The 19,927-nt window shown below is 38.5% G+C and carries 16 protein-coding genes; all 16 read left to right on the top strand.

Annotated elements, in window-relative coordinates; all coding sequences use genetic code 11:
• The first annotated feature begins 18 nt into the window (after positions 1–18).
• Positions 19–444: a hypothetical protein gene (locus G9U52_RS34700; RefSeq protein ID WP_166156697.1), complete on the top strand. Its 426-nt coding sequence runs from the start codon at positions 19–21 to the stop codon at positions 442–444.
• A 21-nt stretch (positions 445–465) separates the two neighbouring features.
• Entirely contained in the window at positions 466–774 is a 309-nt protein-coding gene (locus tag G9U52_RS34695; protein ID WP_166156695.1) for a hypothetical protein, read from the top strand.
• Positions 775–788: 14 nt separating this feature from the next.
• A complete protein-coding gene (locus G9U52_RS34690) occupies positions 789–2,795 on the top strand; it encodes a hypothetical protein (protein ID WP_166156693.1) in 2,007 nt (668 codons plus the stop codon).
• Positions 2,796–2,993: 198 nt separating this feature from the next.
• Complete coding sequence (locus G9U52_RS34685) at positions 2,994–5,129, top strand: ATPase, T2SS/T4P/T4SS family (protein WP_166156691.1); 2,136 nt, start codon at positions 2,994–2,996, stop codon at positions 5,127–5,129.
• A complete protein-coding gene (locus G9U52_RS34680) occupies positions 5,126–6,007 on the top strand; it encodes a type II secretion system F family protein (protein WP_166156681.1) in 882 nt (293 codons plus the stop codon). Before G9U52_RS34685 ends, G9U52_RS34680 begins: the two co-directional genes overlap by 4 nt.
• Before the next feature lie 10 nt (positions 6,008–6,017).
• On the top strand, positions 6,018–6,923 hold the full coding sequence (locus G9U52_RS34675) for a hypothetical protein (protein WP_166156679.1): 906 nt from the start codon (positions 6,018–6,020) through the stop codon (positions 6,921–6,923).
• Between the two features lie 30 nt (positions 6,924–6,953).
• The gene (locus G9U52_RS34670; RefSeq protein WP_166156677.1) at positions 6,954–7,184 is read left to right on the top strand and encodes a hypothetical protein; all 231 of its coding nucleotides are present in this window, start codon (positions 6,954–6,956) and stop codon (positions 7,182–7,184) included.
• Between the two features lie 15 nt (positions 7,185–7,199).
• Positions 7,200–7,430: a hypothetical protein gene (locus G9U52_RS34665; RefSeq protein WP_166156677.1), complete on the top strand. Its 231-nt coding sequence runs from the start codon at positions 7,200–7,202 to the stop codon at positions 7,428–7,430.
• A 2-nt stretch (positions 7,431–7,432) separates the two neighbouring features.
• Positions 7,433–7,888: a DUF4320 family protein gene (locus tag G9U52_RS34660; protein WP_207953394.1), complete on the top strand. Its 456-nt coding sequence runs from the start codon at positions 7,433–7,435 to the stop codon at positions 7,886–7,888.
• A gap of 13 nt (positions 7,889–7,901) precedes the next feature.
• Positions 7,902–8,333: a hypothetical protein gene (locus G9U52_RS34655; RefSeq protein ID WP_166156673.1), complete on the top strand. Its 432-nt coding sequence runs from the start codon at positions 7,902–7,904 to the stop codon at positions 8,331–8,333.
• 13 nt (positions 8,334–8,346) lie between these two features.
• On the top strand, positions 8,347–9,120 hold the full coding sequence (locus G9U52_RS34650) for an RcpC/CpaB family pilus assembly protein (RefSeq protein ID WP_166156671.1): 774 nt from the start codon (positions 8,347–8,349) through the stop codon (positions 9,118–9,120).
• Positions 9,121–9,242: 122 nt separating this feature from the next.
• Positions 9,243–14,618 (top strand): OmpL47-type beta-barrel domain-containing protein, encoded by a 5,376-nt coding sequence (locus tag G9U52_RS34645; protein WP_166156669.1) that lies wholly within the window; start codon positions 9,243–9,245, stop codon positions 14,616–14,618.
• A 183-nt stretch (positions 14,619–14,801) separates the two neighbouring features.
• Entirely contained in the window at positions 14,802–15,218 is a 417-nt protein-coding gene (tnpA, locus tag G9U52_RS34640) for an IS200/IS605 family transposase (protein WP_166156667.1), read from the top strand.
• A gap of 4 nt (positions 15,219–15,222) precedes the next feature.
• The gene (locus tag G9U52_RS34635) at positions 15,223–15,549 is read left to right on the top strand and encodes a zinc ribbon domain-containing protein (protein ID WP_207953393.1); all 327 of its coding nucleotides are present in this window, start codon (positions 15,223–15,225) and stop codon (positions 15,547–15,549) included.
• A gap of 7 nt (positions 15,550–15,556) precedes the next feature.
• Positions 15,557–16,657, top strand: coding sequence for a copper amine oxidase N-terminal domain-containing protein (locus G9U52_RS34630; protein ID WP_166156663.1), 1,101 nt, complete (start codon positions 15,557–15,559; stop codon positions 16,655–16,657).
• The gene (locus tag G9U52_RS34625; protein ID WP_166156661.1) at positions 16,626–19,898 is read left to right on the top strand and encodes a CARDB domain-containing protein; all 3,273 of its coding nucleotides are present in this window, start codon (positions 16,626–16,628) and stop codon (positions 19,896–19,898) included. Before G9U52_RS34630 ends, G9U52_RS34625 begins: the two co-directional genes overlap by 32 nt.
• The last annotated feature ends 29 nt before the right edge of the window (positions 19,899–19,927 follow it).

Here is a 19,927-nt window from a genome sequence, read left to right as displayed (position 1 = left end):
GTATGGGGGGAAACATTAATGGTCAAAAAATCCTTGTTTGTGGTAATAATTTTAATAAATGTTATTATATCCTCTGCTTATGCTGAAGATATGCCACCAACTAGCAATTCAAACGATAACTCTATCGTCAATCCACAAAAAGCAAAAAAGCTTGATTCTGTTAATGATCGCTTAAAGAAGAATATAACAGAAGCGACACCTGAAAAATTTCAAGAAGGGATAAAGGAAAAGGGGAACACGCTCTACGAGTCGATTAAAGCTTCAACAGTTATGTATATAGCAGTTGTTATTGGTGCATTTTTGATTTGTATGTTCGTAGGAATATTCTTTAAAAAAATGATTGGATATGGATTTTCCGTATTAGCCCTAGGAACATTGGGTTATTTTATAATTAATTTTGCACCAGATATTTTGGAGCTTTTAACAAACGGGGTAACTAAATAATACTATGTGGGTGAAAATGAAATGGATGTTGATGCAAAGAGAATTTTGGAGTCCTGCTTAGAGCAATTTCCAGACCAAATTATTAACTTGAAACAAAATCACAATAAAATTACATTATTTCAAGTCCAGCTTAGTTATGATTGTATTGGAAATAGAATTGCCTTTATAGAACTTGTCCTATTGTTAACCAGAGAATGGGACTTCTTATCTATAGAAACTTGGTCTTTGGATAATGAAGCTAAAGTTACTATAAACTATGATGTGAAACCGCAGGAACTTTTAACATTTTTATCTAGAGTAAAATACCGCGGGCAAACTATTCATCTTTAATGGAAGGAGCCTCCATGAAAACAACTATTCATCTCGTGTACGATGTTGAGATCAATCGGGCTTTACAAGAGGCATTAGAACAAGAAGGCTACTACATATCAGGTAGTGATGTAACGTTAGAGCAGTTCAAAGACTTCACTACCTTAAGAACGTTACGTAATGAAATAATAATAATGGATGCGTTTGCAGGGGTCACACGCAAGCAAGATGTTATTGAATTATTAAAAGAAATTCGAAGTAACATGTCCCAGACTCGTATGATCATACAATTTGCTGAAGAAATGCAGAACGACCATTCTTTCACGCTTCAGATCATCAATTTGGGAATATATGACCTCCATTTTATCGATGAATTTGAAATTGAAAATATTAAGGCATGGATCAATGAACCCAAGAGTTATTCTGACTTCTCTTATATAACAAAAAAACAAGAAGTACAGCCTAAAAATGAATTGCCATTAGAAAACAAAACCAAACAATTTGTACCCCCTGTTATTAGTAATCCCAAGAAGAAAAACAGTTTACTAACTAAAATTTCAAGTGTTCTAAAAAGGAATGGTAAAGAAGCAACAATAGAACAAACTTCTCCACAACTCCAACATGCTCTGAATAGAATCAAAGAGATGGAAGAAGAGAAGCACATAGATCAATTAGCAGAAAAAGACATTAAACCAGTAATAGAAGAACAACCAGTATCTAATAAAGAAGGAGTCAAGGAGTTTGTTCCCGTTTCAGAAGAAATTATACAACCACTTAAGATTGAGAAGATTAAAAACGAACACAAGGATTCATCGCTGCCTATTACCAAAGAAATTAAAAGCCCACTAGAGCTAGAAAAGATTCAAGAAGACAAGGACTCTTTGCCGTCCACTACAATAAAAGATGTCGAGCAGCTAACGACGGAATTAAACAAAGACGAAAACCTTCAGAAGCACAAGGAAAATGAATATATTGATGTAATGAAGGTTATTGAGGAAATCGAAAAAACACAATTTAATCGTGAAGCGAAGATGGATCCAGCAAATCAAGAGAAATTGATTGAGAATGTGTTAATAGTGGAATCTCAGGAAATAACAATTCCAAAAGAAACGATCTCCATTAAACATGAAGAACCAATAATAGAAGATGTGGAAATCCTGAAAAATGACCAGGAGAGCCATAAGAAAGAAGAGCAAGGTATTGGAAATTTAGCCGCATTTGAAACAGTCCCTAGCAGTACCTTGGCTTCGCAAATATCAAAAAGGAAAAACTCGTTGTTGGCATGGGCGCAAGGAATCCTGGAAGCAGATAGAGCAGGTGAATCTGTTGAATCAGATGATTTGCAATATAAATCGAATAAAGAAAGTAAACCATCAAGAATTGTGTTTAACGACAGGATCGTAGGAACTGTTCGTATCGGTATATGCGGCATTGGTCCAGGGAAGGGAGCAACACATGCTTCCATACAGACAGCCCTCTATTTAGCATCATTAAATGTGGGTAAGGTAGCGTGTGTGGAGCTGGGTAAGAACAACGTATTTAATACATTTATCACAGATGAAGCAGCGCAATTGCCTTACGGTTTTTCTTTTAAAGATGTGGATTTTTATCACAGTGATTCAATAGAGACACTATTAAAGATTGGAAATAGCCAGTACAAATATATTGTAATTGATTTCGGCTCAATCATGGCTGTAGATGCTCAACAACACCAAGAATATTTACGGACTGATCTACAAGTCATGACTATGGGAGGAGCGATTTGGGATTTTAAAGAATTTATTAAATCTTGGGCGTTTTTTGAACAATGGGATTTCCGTAAAAAATGGCATGTGTTAGTTAATTTTGCTGATGGCTCTATGTTTGAGGAATTAACATCAGTGATGAATAAAAAAATGCAGAAAGAAATGAATGCTTGTCTTCATATGAATAGGCTGCAACCTGATCCTTTTACATTAGCAAAAGATGTTTCTATCCTTCAAGGTATATATGGGAATATAATACCAAATGTTAACAATAAGAGGAATATATTTACAAGGTAACTATTGCCAAGTGGAATAAAATCATGGTAGTATTGACATTAGACGTGGCGCGAGCCAACGTTTTTTTAATGTAAATATATGTAATTTTATAATGATGACTAAGAGCCTTGTTCATAAACGAGGCTTATTATTGCGTCTACATTTTAGGAAAGGGTGGAATTGTGTAAAAATACAAAATTAAGGGAAAGGAAGAATAGAATGCTTAAATTATTTAAAAGGACAAGCTCCAAACAATCTAATGGATCCAATGTAAATGATACTAATGCAGCCTGGGCAAACCAGCCTAAATCAATTGCCGTTTATCACCCGTGCGGCGGTGATGTTTCAATGCTGGCTTTATCATTGGCAAAGATGGATTATGCTGCAAAAGGGTCGAAGGGGATCATAACGGAGTTTCCTTGTATGGGGATCCCGCGGTTGTCGTATGCTGCATTTGAAAACAAATATGAAAAGGAGAAGACCATTGACCAGATACTGATTGATTATGAACGGGACAGTTTACGTTCTCTTGATGATTATGTTGTTAAGACCAATGAAGTCGATTTAATTCCGATCTATGAGAAGAGCAGGCCGGATTTGCCCACATTACTGAAATTAAACAAAAACCAAACACTGCTGGATGTACCCCAGTTAATCAACCATCGATTAAAAGAACATTATCAGCGCGTTTGGTTCATATTGCAAGGTCAATTAATATCTCCTATGACGCTCATGACTTTGCAGCAAGCCGATTGCATTGTTTTGACGTTTAATGATGTCTCTGAGTTAATTTGGACGTTATCCATGCATAAGAGGCTTATAGACGATTACCGGATTGATCCCAATCGGGTTATTTGGAATTCAACTATAAAGGCACATGGTTTTATCGAAGTAAATGTTTTAAGGGACTTGAGTGAACTATTGCTTCGTATTGACAGTATAGAACCTTTAAACAGAAATGATTTTGTTCCATTGAAGGGCGAAGATAAGGATCTAAATAAAGAGGAGTCCAGGCATGTTGGCATGGTTAATCCCATTGATTATTTGGAATACCATTCCGAAAATCTCCATATTTCAGCTGAGCTCAGCACTTCCGACAACCAACAGCTAGAAAGTTTAATGAAATTAACTAGGGAATATCTGCGGGATCATTACAGTGATGAATATATTAAGGCATTAATTGATCGAGAGGCAAGAGCCAAGGTTTGCTATTATATAGCCGACTTTATTAAGGAGCATGCTGAACTGAGATTTAATATGGATATCAATAAGGTTATCTCAATTGTGCAAAGAGAAATAACAGAGATGGGTGTCCTTCAACCTTTGCTTGATGATGATACCATTTCTAGCATAGAAATAAATTCGCCTTTCGAAGTCATTGCTGAAGAGAATGGATTTCCGGTACATAAGAAGGAAATACGGTTCCAAGATACGGACCATATTTACCGAACCATTGATAAGATGTTGATGCCAATGGGGAAGACACTAACTGCTAATGATCCTATTGTGGATAGCAATTATCGAGGGTTTCGAATTAACATCATGCTGGATATATCCCGAGGGGGGGTAAGTGCAAAGTATCCTATAATATCGATACGAAAATTCCCACCGGATGTCTATAGTAATGAGGATTGCATCAAATATGGAAATTTGTCACAAGAGATTGTGGATTTTTGTAGAGATATCATACCCACTGGAGGAAATATTGCTGTAGGTGGTGGAACGAATAGCGGAAAAACGACTACTTTGCTGCGGCTTCCTTTATTTATGGATAAATTAGACCGGATCATAACAGTAGAAGATTCTGAAGAAATGCTCTTAAAAGAGAAAATTGCGTTCAAGCACTACCCCAACATTGCATCTCTTATTGTTAAATGGCATGAATTAAAAGAACGTAGACAGGATTTAGCCAAACTTATCAAGGCAACTTTACGTCAAAATCCGGATGTCATTGTAGTTGGTGAAGTTCGTGACCCTGATGCTGCAGAACAATCAATGACAGCGGCAAACACAGGTCACCAGGTCTTGTTAAGCATCCATGCTGATAGTGACGATCAAGTACCAAGCAGATTAGTTGAATTGCTTGGGGATACAAAAACAGCTGCTCGGCGGGTAGGTCGTGTCCTGGATCTTGTCTTTTTTCAAGAGTGGGTCGATGGAGTAAGGGTAGTTACTGCCATATCAGAGTTGATGGGATTTGAAGGTGATAATGTTCCAATTATGAACCGGATTTTCTCATATAATTTTGAAACACGCGAGTTTCAAAAAGTTGGAAAGTTAATAAAACTAGTGCCAAAAATGAAAAAGGTTTACCGTAATAACCCTGAAGTAATCGCAAGGTGGTGTGAATTGTGACAGCTTACCTTGGTGGTGCCTTATTATTCATTTGGTTAGTTGCAGCATTCTTATTGGTTCCTAAATTAAAAAAGGGGAATCGGTATCAAACTGCTGCCAAATATGATCTGTCAAACTTATTTGGGTATGACAAGATCAAAAAAGAAGCGGAAACAGCTGGAATCTCATTAAATTTTAAGGAATTTATGATGATCGTCATTTTGTCTGCTTCCGTGGGATTAATTATTGCTGTACTTATTGGAAATTTGTTTTTTATAGCAGTCGGAATATTTTTAAGCTTCATGCTTCCTAAATTTATTGTGATGAAAATCAAAACAAGAAAAAGAAAGAACATCCTGTTTGAATTGCCCGATAGCATGAAGATGTATACCAGTAAATTAATCGATTTTCCATCTTTAGAAAGAGCATTGGAAATGGCATTGCCTGATTTTAACGGCGAAAGCAGGGTGTTCTTCGAGAAGGCTCTGAAGGGACTTAAATTAAACTTGCCGGCAGAGCAGGTGTTTAAGGAGTTAAATAAGGAGGTGAGGGTAAAGAAGTTCAATGATTTTACGGACAAGCTGCTTATGGCAAACCGAGAAGGGTTTCATTTAAGATCCATAGAGAGCTTAAAAGAAACAAATCGGAGTTTGAGCTATGATGTTAAATTAATCAAAGGAATAGATTTGAAAAATAAGCAGAAGTATCAAAAACTGTACGCAATGATTGTTTTAGCATGGGCTATGCCTGCTATCCTTTCAACAATGAATACTGGAAATGGCAACGTCTTTTTGAATACGTTACACGGACAAATTTATATCGTTGTTTTTTTTATCATCACTATTTTTTGTGTTATAAAGGGCGATGAATATTTAACGCTAAACTTAGAAGACCTGTAGAATTGGAGGGATGGAATTGCTTGTAGCTCAGATTATTATTGGTATTGTTGTTTTAAGTGTTATGGTCTACCTTTCGCATGCATTGCTGCCTGACTTCAAAAGATCGCAGATGTATAGCTCAATGGCAAACCGTTTACTTAAAAGTGAAGCAGAGCATCAACGAGCAAAACAAGGGAAAATGGAATCATTTATAGCTTATTCATTGATTCCTAAAATCCAAAAAAGAATTAATATTGAATTGTTATTTGGCAGGAATATCCGGACGATGCATGATCTTCTCAACACGAAGAGTACATTTGAAGTTATGCTGGCTGCAAAATTAGTGAAAGCGATTCTGTATTCTATACCGACATTAGTCTTGCCTCTTGTTACAGGAGAAATGTTGTTTTCTCTAGCCTATCCAGCTTCGGTAATTTTCACCTTTTTTTATGAAGTGAAAGGTATTCGAAATCGATTTCAAGGGATGCAAAGGACCATAACTAAAGATTTGCCCTTATTAATCGATAAGATGATGATTGCTCTCGAAGCTGGCAAACCATTCATTACCGTATTCCAGGAACTAGAGAAGAATACAACGGGTAGAATGAACTTTCTTCTTAAAAGGCTCAACGGTAACATCCTGAATATGAAGCCAGAGGAAGCCATCCAGTTATTCGCAAAGGAAACCACCATACCAGTCATGATGCAATTTGCTTCAGCCGTAAAAATTGGTATCAATAATGGATATGAAGAAGCTAAGGCATATTTTGATGATATAAAAGAAGAAATCTTGGATCTAAGAAAGATTGCTTTAGAACAGATCACTAGTAGCAAGCCTAAAAGAGTAGCCGTGTTAAATGCATTATTAATATTTTGTTCATTAGTGGCTGTATTTTTATCGATGTATGAAGTACTTAAAAAAGTTAATTCCATTTAAATTCAAATAAACTAAGAGGAGCTGTTATCAATGAAGAAGAAACTATTGAAACTAGAAACATCCTTGTATACCTGGAGCCGTGCTAAAGCAACAAAATCTTGGGAACTCCTAAATAACGAACGAGGAGAGAGCAGAGGTGTAGGGGCATTGGTATGGATCATGATTACTGTATTAATAGCCCTTTTAATTTGGGGGCTCTTAAGCGGCTTTTTACAATCGTTCTGGACCACAATTACAGGTAAAATCAGTACAATAAACTAAGAGGAGCTGCTATCAATGAAAAAGAAACTATTGAAACTAGAAACATCCTTGTATACCTGGAGCCGTGCTAAAGCAACAAAATCATGGGAACTCCTAAATAACGAACGAGGAGAGAGCAGAGGTGTAGGGGCATTGGTATGGATCATGATTACCGTATTAATAGCCCTTTTAATTTGGGGGCTCTTAAGCGGCTTTTTACAATCGTTCTGGACCACAATTACAGGTAAAATCAGTACCATCAATTAATTATGAAGGAAGACAAACAAGTGGGTGATGGTGAAATGATCAAAAAATGCATGCTGAGATACGTAAGCAACCAACGGGGGGAGTCGCAATCAATCTTCATCCCGTTTTTGGTTTTAATCTTGGCTATATTTATTTATATCGGCGTGGACGTATACGGATACATTATGACCAAACAATATTTGAAGGATACCGTTAATGAAACTTTGGATATTGCAAAAGCTGAAAATGGTTTTGATTCTTCTACAAGAGCTTCCTTTGATGATTTGGCTTCTAAATATGGTCTTAATCCAAATAATATAACCATACAGGCAACACCAAAAACGGTGCAACGGGGATCTTCCATAGAGATACGTGCTCATACAACCTATGAAGTCCATGCCTTGAGGCCCTTTGGGCAAACCATTACCATGCCTGTTGATGTATATCGAACTGGTTTTGCACTGACTTATATTCGGTAGGAGTAGAAGAGCCATGAGTAGCGTTAAATTGATGTTTATCATTTATTTTTGTGTATTTGTCATGATCTTTGTTGTTGACAGGATCCGTATCGAGCTTGTGCATGACGCGATTGGAGATGCACTCTCACAAGCACTGGATGCCGGATTAATACAAGGCACGGATGATGCATCACGCAGCTTAGGGGAGCTGCAGCTCGATATGAATGCAGCACAGATTGCGGTAAACGAAGTTTTAAAGAGTAATCTAAAGCTGGATAACGGATTAAGCAATGATGATTATAAAGATAGCCAGCTTGATGTAACTATGGTTTACCAAAACGGAACTCCCCGACTAGAGGCTGTTTTCAGTACCCATATCACCTTATATTCAGGAACTATGGTAGGCATTGGAGAATATCCAATAAGGATTCCTAAAAGAACCCCTTACCTCACCAATTATAAATGAAGGAGAATGAAGCTTGAAAAGTTTATGGAACCAATATACTAGAGGCACGGCTATTGTTATTATCGCTTCTGCACTTACATGCGCAGCCCTGTATATCAACTATGATTATGTGAATAAGCGTGTTCAGACCAAAAATGTCCTTGTCCCAAAAGAACATATTATACCCTTCGGTTCTTTAAAAGAAAATTTGACGACTCGTGAAGTGGTAGTTAGCGAGATTGCCAGCGATGCCATTCTAGATCTTAAAGAAATTCAAGATCAAGAGTGGTTTGCAGGAGGCATAGGCTTAACCAAAGGAATGCCCATTCGAAAATCCATGATTACGAATGCAAAAGATTCTCCTTTTGGTCTAGCTTTAACCATCAAGCCTGGCAATCACCTCATCGGGGTGCAATCCGATCAATACAAAAGTGCTGGTGACTTTATTAAAGCTGGCGTGCTAGTCGATGCCGTTGTATACATAAAAGGCGATCAACAGAGAAGGGCACAAACAATTACATCAAAAGAAAACCCAAACCTAAAAGAATTATTAGTTCGTGACCGCCAGAACCAGGAGGGCATTACGACAGGGACCAAAGAAGGGAAAAGCATGGTAACCTCAGTTGCGATCCTTGAAGTTAATGAAGCACAAGCGATGGACTTGGTACAATATCAAGAAGAGGGGAAGGTTTATTTATTACCTGTCGGTGTGGATAAGGGTTACATCGATACTTACCTAAAAGAGAATGCCCAGAAAAATGAAGCAACAAAACTCTTAACAACAGATCTTAACTCTGCTGCAAAGTAGATAGAAAGATCATTCAATTTGTTATCCCTATGCCCACTACAGCCTTTTGGTTGTAGTGGTTTTTGTTATTGAAAATTAGAGAGAAATTATTGTGCGTGAAGAAAGAAGGAGTGATATAAATCATGTTTCAAAAACGGGAACTAATAGCAGGTAATAATTTTCGAGTAAAGCCATATTGGTTCGTTGTTATCATATTTATCTTAATCATGTTTGGATTAAGTTCATTCTTTGGTGACAAGGCATTTGCGGCAACTGCTATTTCAAATTCGATATCTTATGAATCTACTAGTACATGTTCAGCCGGTGCATGCAGTAGCCAGCCAGGTTCTGTGAACACATTGGAAGTATACGGCAATGGTATCACTGGAGTTAACTACAGAGTTTCTTTTAACGAGCCATACACACCACTAGGCAGTGTTATTTCTACTAAATTGGTATATATCTATTCTGATGAAGGTGGTACATGGCATTGGGAGTCATTTCCATACAGCCAATATGTTGATTTTATAGGAAATGGAAACCAATGGTATGATCCCATTACAGTAAGGGGATCACTTTCAGCTACCCCTCCTTACCTTGAATTTACTTACACAGTCCCTGACACCACGCCACCAACAGCTCCAACTATCTCTCCAGCAACAACAACTTGGACAAATGCGGGCAGTGTGAGTGTAGGCATTACAAATGGTATCGATTCAGAGTCGGGTGTCAACCGAACTGAATATACCCTCGGCGGTGCAATATCACTAGGTTATACAACTTATAGTGGAGCTTTTAATATTATAAATGAAGGTCAAACGTCTATTACCGCAAGAACGATTGATAATATCGGAAACATCAGTAGCACCTCATCCCAAACGGTTCGAATAGACCGCACAAATCCTGGCACTCCATCCGTAACCCCAGCAACTACTGCCTGGACAAATGCCGGAAGCGTAATCGTATCCGTCACTGGAGGAACGGATGCTGCCTCTGGAGTAAATCGAACTGAGATTAGCATGTCCGGTGCAACCACACTGGGCTGGACAACATACAGTGGAGCTTTTAACGTAACGAATGAAGGACAAACCACAATTTCAGCGAGGACGGTAGACAACGCTGGAAATGTAGGGGCAACCTCCTTATCTATGGTTAGTATTGATCGCACAACTCCTACATCACCAATAGTAACACCTGGAAACACAGCTTGGACAAATGCCGGAAGCGTAAGTGTAGGCATATCGGGAGGAACGGATGCAGCATCTGGAGTGAACCGGACCGAATATTCGCTTTCTGGCGCAACGACACTTGGGTGGACTACGTACAGTGGCGCTTTTAATGTTGCCAATGAAGGCAGCACTACGATCACCGCAAGAACGATAGATAACGTTGGTAATACGAGCAGCAATGCAACCAATACAGTCCGTATTGATCGAACAGCACCAAGTATGCCATCGGCAACGCCTTCCATTACAGCGTGGACGAATACGGCCAGTGTGAGTGTTAACGTAACAGGAGGAACGGACGGAGCATCAGGGGTGAACCGGACCGAATATTCTCTCTCTGGGGCAACAACATTAGGCTGGACAACTTATGGAGGCGCTTTTAATATCACAAACGCCGGAATTACTACCATAACCGTCAGATCCATTGATACGGTGGGGAATACCAGTAGTTCAGGAACGGCAACGGTTTCTATTGACCGGATAGAACCAACCGTTCCGACTGTGACACCCGCGGTAACAGCTTGGACAAATGCTTCCGCGGTGAGTGTAAGTGCATCAGGAGGTACGGATACAGCCTCTGGAGTGAACCGGATTGAATACTCATTATCCGGAGCAACAACGCTGGGCTGGACTGCATATAGCGGTGCCTTCAATATCATAACAGAGGGACAAACCAGCATATCAGTTCGAACGGTGGATAATGCGGCAAATGAAAGCCCGCCGGTTCTTTCTACCGTGAAAATAGACCGGACGTTTCCTACTATTTCTGGACCAGTTGTCCAAGCCGATAGTAATACACAACTAACCGTACAGCCAGCTGCAGGTGATAGCGGATCTGGCTTACACACATCTCCGTATTTGTTTAATAGAAACAATGGGAACATAGGTACTTGGCTAAATGGAACTTTGGTCGATAGCAGCCTATTGCCAAATACCTATTATACGTATAAATACAAAGCGAGAGATGCTGCCAATAATCAATCCAATTATTCGGTTACGGCAAGCACATACACATTAGCTGCTAATCCAACAGCGCTAAACGTTACCAATGCTACTCCGACAAGTATGACATTCGCTATTACCAATGATGCATCAAATGGAATACTTCCGGAATTTAGAATCATCATTAAACGAGTTGGTGATGGAGCAACTATAGACACGACAGCCTTTAGCAACCAGCTCACCAACATTATAGTATTAGGTCTGAATATCACTGATCATTATGATGTTTATGTCACAACGAGGAATGCGAATCAAGCCGAGAATGCACCCGTTAAGATGTTATCAAGCATTAAAGCGAAGCAACCGCCAGTTCTGATTGCCTTTACAACAGCTGACAACCAAATCCTGTCTGAAGGGGCTGGTCATAACAAACTGACACTTGCAGGTTCGTTCCAGGATACCCAGGTTGGTGAAACGATGACACTCAAATACACAATTGATGGAGTGATAACAGCAAAAGCAGGAATGACGCTGACCGCAAATGGAGCGATCCAGCCGTTCACGTACGATGTGCTGATTGATAGCACTATTCCTGAAGGGTCACAGTCCATGCATGTTTGGATAGAAGATCAAAATGGTCAAAGCACGATGATCCATGACCTTCAGTTCAGCGTGAGCAAAGCTGCAGTCGGTAGTGCATTGGTGCTCAATAATGGGGTTGAGTTCTTGGAAGGGCCAAATGACCCGAACATGATCATTCCTTATAAATTAAGCTGGACCAATACAGGCTTATCTCAAACTAAATTTGTTCGGGTATCGATAGCAAATAATTTTGATATCGAAGGTACGTATACCGAACATATGGTTCTAGGACAGACCAGTTTATCAGGAACCATGCAAATGCCAATTGATCATGCTGTAGGAAGGGATAAAACAATTTTCTACCAGACAGAGGATCAGCTGAAGAATGTATCATCCGTTCAAACAGCGATCATTAAACGAAACATTAAGCCTGTTTTAGAATTTAGTATTGCCGATCGTTTAGCAGCTTCCAAACCAACCTTTCAATTCGAAGCGACCGACGCAGACCAGGATGCGATAGGTATTATCGATATCGAAGTGACAGGTGAAACTAATCATTCATTTACAACGGCGTTTTCAGCAAATTATGCCTATACTGGGGCATTGAGTGATGGATTCTATACCGTCAAAGCATCTGTCCATGATGCTTATGGTCTTGCATCTAATCCAGTTATACAGACGTTCTTTATGAATGGAAGTACGGATTCCGGACAATTTATTACTATTCCACAACCAGGAACAGGCCCAGGAATGAATCCACCATCAGATCAGTGGCTTGGAGTAAGCGGATTGAAGTTCTTCTATACAGTAGGGAAAACCATGGATAACACTGTGGAGGTATATAACGAGGCTGGAGCGCTTGTTCGTTCACTACCACAAGGTATTCAATCATCAGGAACGTATTCTGTTGTTTGGGATGCAAAAGATAATAATGGAAACATCGTTCCGAGTGGTCAATATAAAATTGTGCTCAAAAGTTTTGATGGGGTTAACACCTTTATCACAATCATCGGTACCGTTTTATTGGATACATCAACGCCAACCATTACATTCCCTATTAGTGAAACAGGGATTGGAAGTGAAGGGTTTCCAATCCATGTGATTGTGGCTGACGATCACAGCGGCAATGGGGAATTAACGGGCAGTATTGTGGTGAAAGATGAAAATGGAAACATCGTTTTAACAAAAAATATCCCAACCGACCTGATTAATGGTGCTATCAATGAAGTCTACAAACCTATAAGTGATGGTACCTATATCGTTGAAGTCAACGTTATAGATAAATCCGGAAATACAGTGAAAGAAGTAAAAAGCTATGAATGGGATACAACAGCACCAATGATCATGGTTATCTATGCAGATTCGACTGAGCTTTCTTCCGCTGATATACAAATTCGTGTAATGGATCAAAGCGAATTAAGCTGGATGAAAATCGGATCCGATCCAACAACAATGAAAGTAATAACGGACTATTCCTATAACCGAGAGAACAAAGTGTATGGGTCGATTCAATCCATCCAATTAAATGATGGGGCGAACACATTCTTTGTAGAAGGCATGGATAAATTCGGTAATAAACGAATGGAACAGTACCCAATATTTAAATTTAATTTTGGATCTGGCTCTGGCTCTGGCTCTGGTGGTGACAGTACTGTAGTAGTAACTCCAGTAGGCGTTCCAGAAAAGGGAGTCCCTGAACAAATTCCAGTGAAAAGAGATCCTTATGTGGATCTAGCAAATATTATTGGTGTATCGCTTGACACCAAATTAATTGATATGAGAAACGATACAGGCGGGAATGCGACATCCCAACTAGTCTTAGACAAAGAGAATTACAGCCTTCCTAGCACAATTACACTGCGTGACATCGATCTAAGTACTATTGACCTAAATGCTGCGCTCGATAAAGCAGGCTTAACTAAGCTATTGGATGATACAGAAGCCAGGATTAGTGTACAGGCTATGCTATTTAATGATGCTATTGGGCTGAGGCTAGTTGTTATAGGAAAAGACGGAAGCGTCAACCTCCTAACTATTGATATTCCATTCCTTGCCTCCTATACGGTTCCAGTTGGTGAGGATCCCCATAAGTGGGGAGTGTTTAAATTGGACGAAACAACAAAACGCTGGAGTATGATACCTAGCTTCGTTAATCCTGACGGAAAACTAGAAGCTAGAATTAAAACTGGCGTTTATAAAGCAATGAGAAAAGAAGGTTTACCAATTGATCTTTCCCAAAGCTGGGCAGTTGAAGATTTCATCGATATGTATAATATGGATGGGCTTGATTTAATGGCTACGGGAGAAATATATGATTACAGGGGTAAGGTATCTATCAATGAGATCATGCAAATGTTGTCTAAGGTATCAACAGAACAACAGTATAGCGAAATTGTAGATACAGTGGATAGATTAAACCTTTATAAATTCAATCTATCTCGTCAAGAAATAGATTACTTGCTGAATAAAACTATATCTACGGAACTTGTTTTGAGTATGAAGAATTTCGCTGGAGATTCAACAATTGAAGAAATGAAAAACTTTGATCTGAATAGTGATCCTACTAAGCTTCATGCCTTCAAGGATTTTTCACAAGTTAATGAAATGTACAGCAAGGATCTTGCAATTGCCACAAACTACAATTTATTGCTTGGACGCGAAAACTTCACGCTGGCTCCTTCGGAATTAACAACTCGCGAAGAAGCAGTTACACTGATGAATCGTTATGCCAGATTTGCTTTCTCTTTAAAGTACAATGCAATGAAATAACATTTTCGAACGGATTCTTACTTTCTATACGCACACTTGGTTTCTGCACTTATTCTTTAAAGTAAGTGCAGAAATACTATTTTTCAATTTAAATATCTAATGGATTTTATATATACTAAAATCCATTTTTATTATATAGTAAAGTTAGGAAAATAAATACAAATAAGGAAGGTGATACATAGTTTGAAACATCCCAAAAAAATATTTAAGCCTATCTCTATAAAAGTTAATCACAATAATCAGTATCGGGTTGTATTTTGTACATTCCGGAATTTACCGATCTTCAAAGGGCAAATTGCAGAGGATGTAAAGAAATGGATTTATGAAATAATTGAAGAATATGGGGGAAAAATTATTGATTGGGGAATAGAGCCGCATTTAGTTAGGATGATCATTCGTACTAATCCTGCATATGAGATACATCAACTAATAAAGACAATAAAGACAATAACGGCTGAAAAGATTAGGGAGGTATCAAAAGTAGAAATACCGACATTGGAAAATCATTCTCCATGGACAAATGCTTATTATGTTCGATCATTGGGATTTTCTGATGAAAACGAAGAACGATCATTCATTGAGGATCAAAAGAAAAAATAAGGAGGTGATTACGATTCGTTGGCTAAAATACGTTTTAATAGGAGCAGGTGTTATATCAGCCCTTTTTGGTTGGTCTGTACTTAATTCACCAGAAATGATTATGGTAAGCGGCGGCGAACATGCAGAGAGAGTTAAAATTGCTTGGGTATTCATAATTCTTGGAGTAGTCTTTGCAGTAGCAGGGTTCGCCAACGTAGTTGATAAGTTTCTGGATTGGGCTGAGTCACCAGATAATAATAATCAATGCAGTTGTGGACACAAGAATCAGCCGGGTAGTAATTTTTGCTCAAAATGCGGCATTTCAATGAAAATAATAATTGATGGAGAGTGATTCAGTTATGGTAAAAACAAAAATACATTTGATAGCAATTTTAGCACTTATCACTATAATTTCAGCTAATACAGCTTCTTTTGCCGCGGTTCCCGCATATAACGAAACAAATACAAAGGGAACAATAATAGATGGAAGTCTTATCGTTCCCACTGAGCCAAATGTAACTGAAAAATCGGTTGAAAATTCAAAAGTAGTTGGATTCGTCACCTTTACCTTTGCTGGAAGTGGCGTTGAGCATCCGGAACGGGCTGTAACTACATCTGTTATTGAAGAAAAGCCTCTAAGTGACGATGAAGTGATGGAAAAGGAACTAAGAGGGTTGACTAAGGTTGGTAACCAAGGAGACATCCTTCATATCGATGCAATAGATGGTGTGCCTATTGCGGAAACCAAATGGGCAAGCTATGGTGGGAATATCCCTGTAACAAAACCATATCTTGGTGGAAGAAATCCCGATGGGTTACCAATTAAGGATGCTAAGGGCAATATTTTATATAATGGTTTTTTTGTTACCTCAAACGCCTACGTAGGTAATAGTGGTTTCTGGAAGGCTTATTACGATGCTGGGTATAGAGATAATGAATCTATAAACAAAAAGTACGGTGGGGATATTAGTATTACACAGCCAGTTGTAATTTCTCCTTCAGATGTAACAGTTGTTGTTAATAACGAGCCTGTATATTTTATGGATGCTAAACCTTATATTGATGCTATAGCAGGACGTACTTTAGTTCCTATGAGAGCTGTATTTGAACATCATTGGGTTCAATGCACTGTCTTATGGGATGGAACAAATCGTATGGTAACAGCTACAAACAGGGATGGTCGGACGATCATATTTACAATAGACGACAAAATAATGACAATTATTGATAAACAAGGAAAGGTTACAAAAATTGAGAATGATGTTGCCCCTACCATAAAAGATGGAAGAACGTATTTACCTCTTAGAGCGATGACAGAAGCTCTCTCTTTAAAGGTAGATTGGAAGGAAGATACTTACGTAGTTGATATTCAAGGTAATGATGCTTACAATACTAAGTTAATGTCACGTAAAGATTGGGGTGCTTACTTTGTTAAGTATAATGCACAGCATCCGAATTAAAAGGTTCTTAGGTTTTTTATTGATTCTAGTAATTGTATCTACCAACTTTCAGCCCGTAGTTAAAGCAGATGATCTAAACTTACCGCCAGTTTATTCTGGCGGTTCTTCTACTATTGGCGATTCTGGATCAGTAATACCTTACACAGACAAGGGAAATAGATTTGGTATGAATGACGATTTAAATAAACACATTAATGATCCCTTCTCCCTTGGAAATATACCATATAGAGAGGCATGGACCTATGATTTAAAGAGATATGAACCATCTGATGATGATCCGAAAGAATTGCTTCCTGTAGAAAAATCAGGCGATGTACAGAGTCAACCTATCTTTGTAAACGATAAACTGACTGGAGTTACCGCTATTTTTGTACAAGCTGGTAAAGACCTATGGCGTTTGGATTATGATAGCTTCAGACCAACTAAGCTTCCTACTTGGGCTAAAGTTACTGATATAACGCAAAGCAAGCTGCCTTCAGCAAGCGCACCAACCTATATTCGCACACCAAGCTTTGATGGTACGAGCGAAAATGGAGCTAGAATATATCAAGCGACAAGGGATCATCAATTTATGTCTATAGATCCCGTTACTATGCAGATACAATGGAAAACAATTGTATCAGCTGGTAAACATCCTGAATTAAAATATCGCATTACGTCGAGCCCATTAGCAAAAGTTATACAGGACAAAGTATATCTTTCCTTAGGTACAGCTTCAGGCGACTTGACTGGAGACACAGATCAATATTACGCGGATAACGGAATGTTCGTTTATCAGGATCAGGGAGATTCCGTAGATATATTAAATAAAATTAGGACTGAAGGCGAGGTTACGGGAAGCCCATTAGAAGTAAATGGGCTCATACTAGATACGGTGAATACGGGCAATAATTTCAGTTTTTTGTATCAATATGGAATCAGCAATGGTTACATAGGAAAAGTTGAAGAAACTCGATTTAACTCAGGTGTTCCGACATCCATTGCTAGGGATGGAGAATATCTTTATATCGTCGATAGGACAGGAAGCCTGTATAAATTGGATGCTTCAACATTGATCACTGTGGGATTCAATGATGAAGTAAGTGGAAATACATTAGTCCTTGAAGATCCCACAATATCCAACGATTATGTGTATGTGCCTATAAAGCATTATCATAGTCTATCAACTGGAGGAAATGGCGCTATAGCTGTTTATAAAAAAGATGGACTAGATTTAATAAAAGTTATCGAATTGGACAGCCCCTTGCAAAACCAAGTCATATTTTGGGATGATCCTACAATCTATGACTCACCAAGCTATTTGATTGCCTATCAATCAAATGGAGAATTAAAATTCTATGATGAAAAGAATGATTGGGCGGCAATTCCATGGTTTAAAGACGAAAATGGAAATCTATTAGAGTCTCCCAGCATACCTGCTACAGGCGGGCAATATACTTCGCCTCAAATTGTTTTACATGATGGCTTACTAATTGTAGTAGATGGTGTAGGTGTTATGCATGCCTATTACGCTACCAGACCTCCTAATTTAGCTGTAAGCGGCATAAATCTAGTCAATGCTAATATAGAGGACATAAAGAAGGGAGACACCGTTACGGTGGCAGCTACAATTTCTAATACAGGAGATGATGATTATAGCCAAGTCCCTTTGAAACTTGAAATCAATGGTCGTGAAATTGCAAGGCAATCACTTGACTTGCCAAGTCATACGTATACAAACCAAGCAACATTTACGATTACGGTACCAAGTGATTTGCCGAAATTAACAATAACGGTAAATCCAGAGGAAGATAATCCTGTAAATGAGTATACGTATGCGGATAACTCAAAAGAAATAGTATCGCCACTGGATATTGCAATAACATCATTCAGCTTAGATAAGAGCAAAATTAATAAACAACAGCCTATTTTGAATGCTACAGTTAAAATAAATGCAACGCCATTAGGAAGCAAGGTTCCAAATGTTACGTTGCATACCCAACTCACTGTACAAACTGTCGGGAAAACAGTAACACAGGATATAGAGTTGCCTATGAATCAAGAACAAACGTTCATTGTTCCTATGGATTTGTCTGCAACGGGTATAGATTTTGATGGTACTGATTCTATAGATTTCAGTGCAAAAGTTAATGAGGATTTCGATATCTTTGAACCTGAAGATAAACATGCTAATAACTTTTCTGATACGATAACGGTTTCTTTAGATCATGATCTTGATTTGGTTGCAGAAAGTATTGCAGCAACTAGAAATGTCATGGTTGGTGATCCTGTTAATATTACTGCGAAGTTATTTAATGATTCTAATTTGTCACAACGAAATATACTTGTTCGATTTATGGCAAATGGTGAAACTGCCTATGAAACTAGGACGAATTTTGGTCCAGGGGAGCATAAGTCGGTTTCATTTGTATGGCAATCTCCATCAACGCCCGCGGCTGTAAGTATGATTGTGCATGTAGATGCAGATCAGGAAACAACCGATAATGACTTCACAAATAACGTGGCTTTCACATTGGTAAATGTGAATCCATACAACAGCGATAAACCAACACCTACAAATATAAATAGTTGTTCAAATTGGGTTGTATCTTATAGGTGGATTACGGGCTATTCCTCTTATAGTTCTTCAAATGGCTATTCCAATCCAATTTGGAGAAATGAAAACATTACGTACAAAGAGTGCCAAAACGGAACATTACAATTAAATACGAAACAAGGTATATCCACCGATCTTAACAATCCGAAAGAAACGGATCGAGAAAGTCGGGGCAGCTGGGCGATCATACCATATGCACAAAGTAATGGATTGGATCCCAATAAAATAACTCGTGCTGGCTATGGATTTGAAATTAAATTCAACGCTGATTATACAACAGATTGGGAAACCCGCGCTCCAAGAGATGCAGCGAAATACGGGGGTTCTTACACTGGTGTCCAAAATGTCGTGGCTGAGATTACAGATAGTAAAGGAAACTATGTTACTAGCATTAATTTGGAAAAAACAAGTGGCGACTTTAACCATGGTGTTTGGGAATTGCCTATTCAATCGCATTCGACTTTGTTAGGCGATGACATCATAGATCGTAAGTTCTATACGGATGTTAATGCACCAGACGGCAAATACACAGTAACCGTTATTGGTTATAACGGCGGAAAAACAGGTGTTAGTGTTCTGAAAGAGGATACGGTAGAAATATTCGGTTCACAGTATGATGATTCGCAAAACATTAAACAACGCTAATAATACTGATTGAGCCCTCCTGGATTACC

The organism is Paenibacillus agricola (genome assembly GCF_011440305.1).
Classification (GTDB): domain Bacteria; phylum Bacillota; class Bacilli; order Paenibacillales; family NBRC-103111; genus Paenibacillus_S; species Paenibacillus_S agricola.
This window is presented reverse-complemented; position numbering and strand designations above follow the sequence as displayed.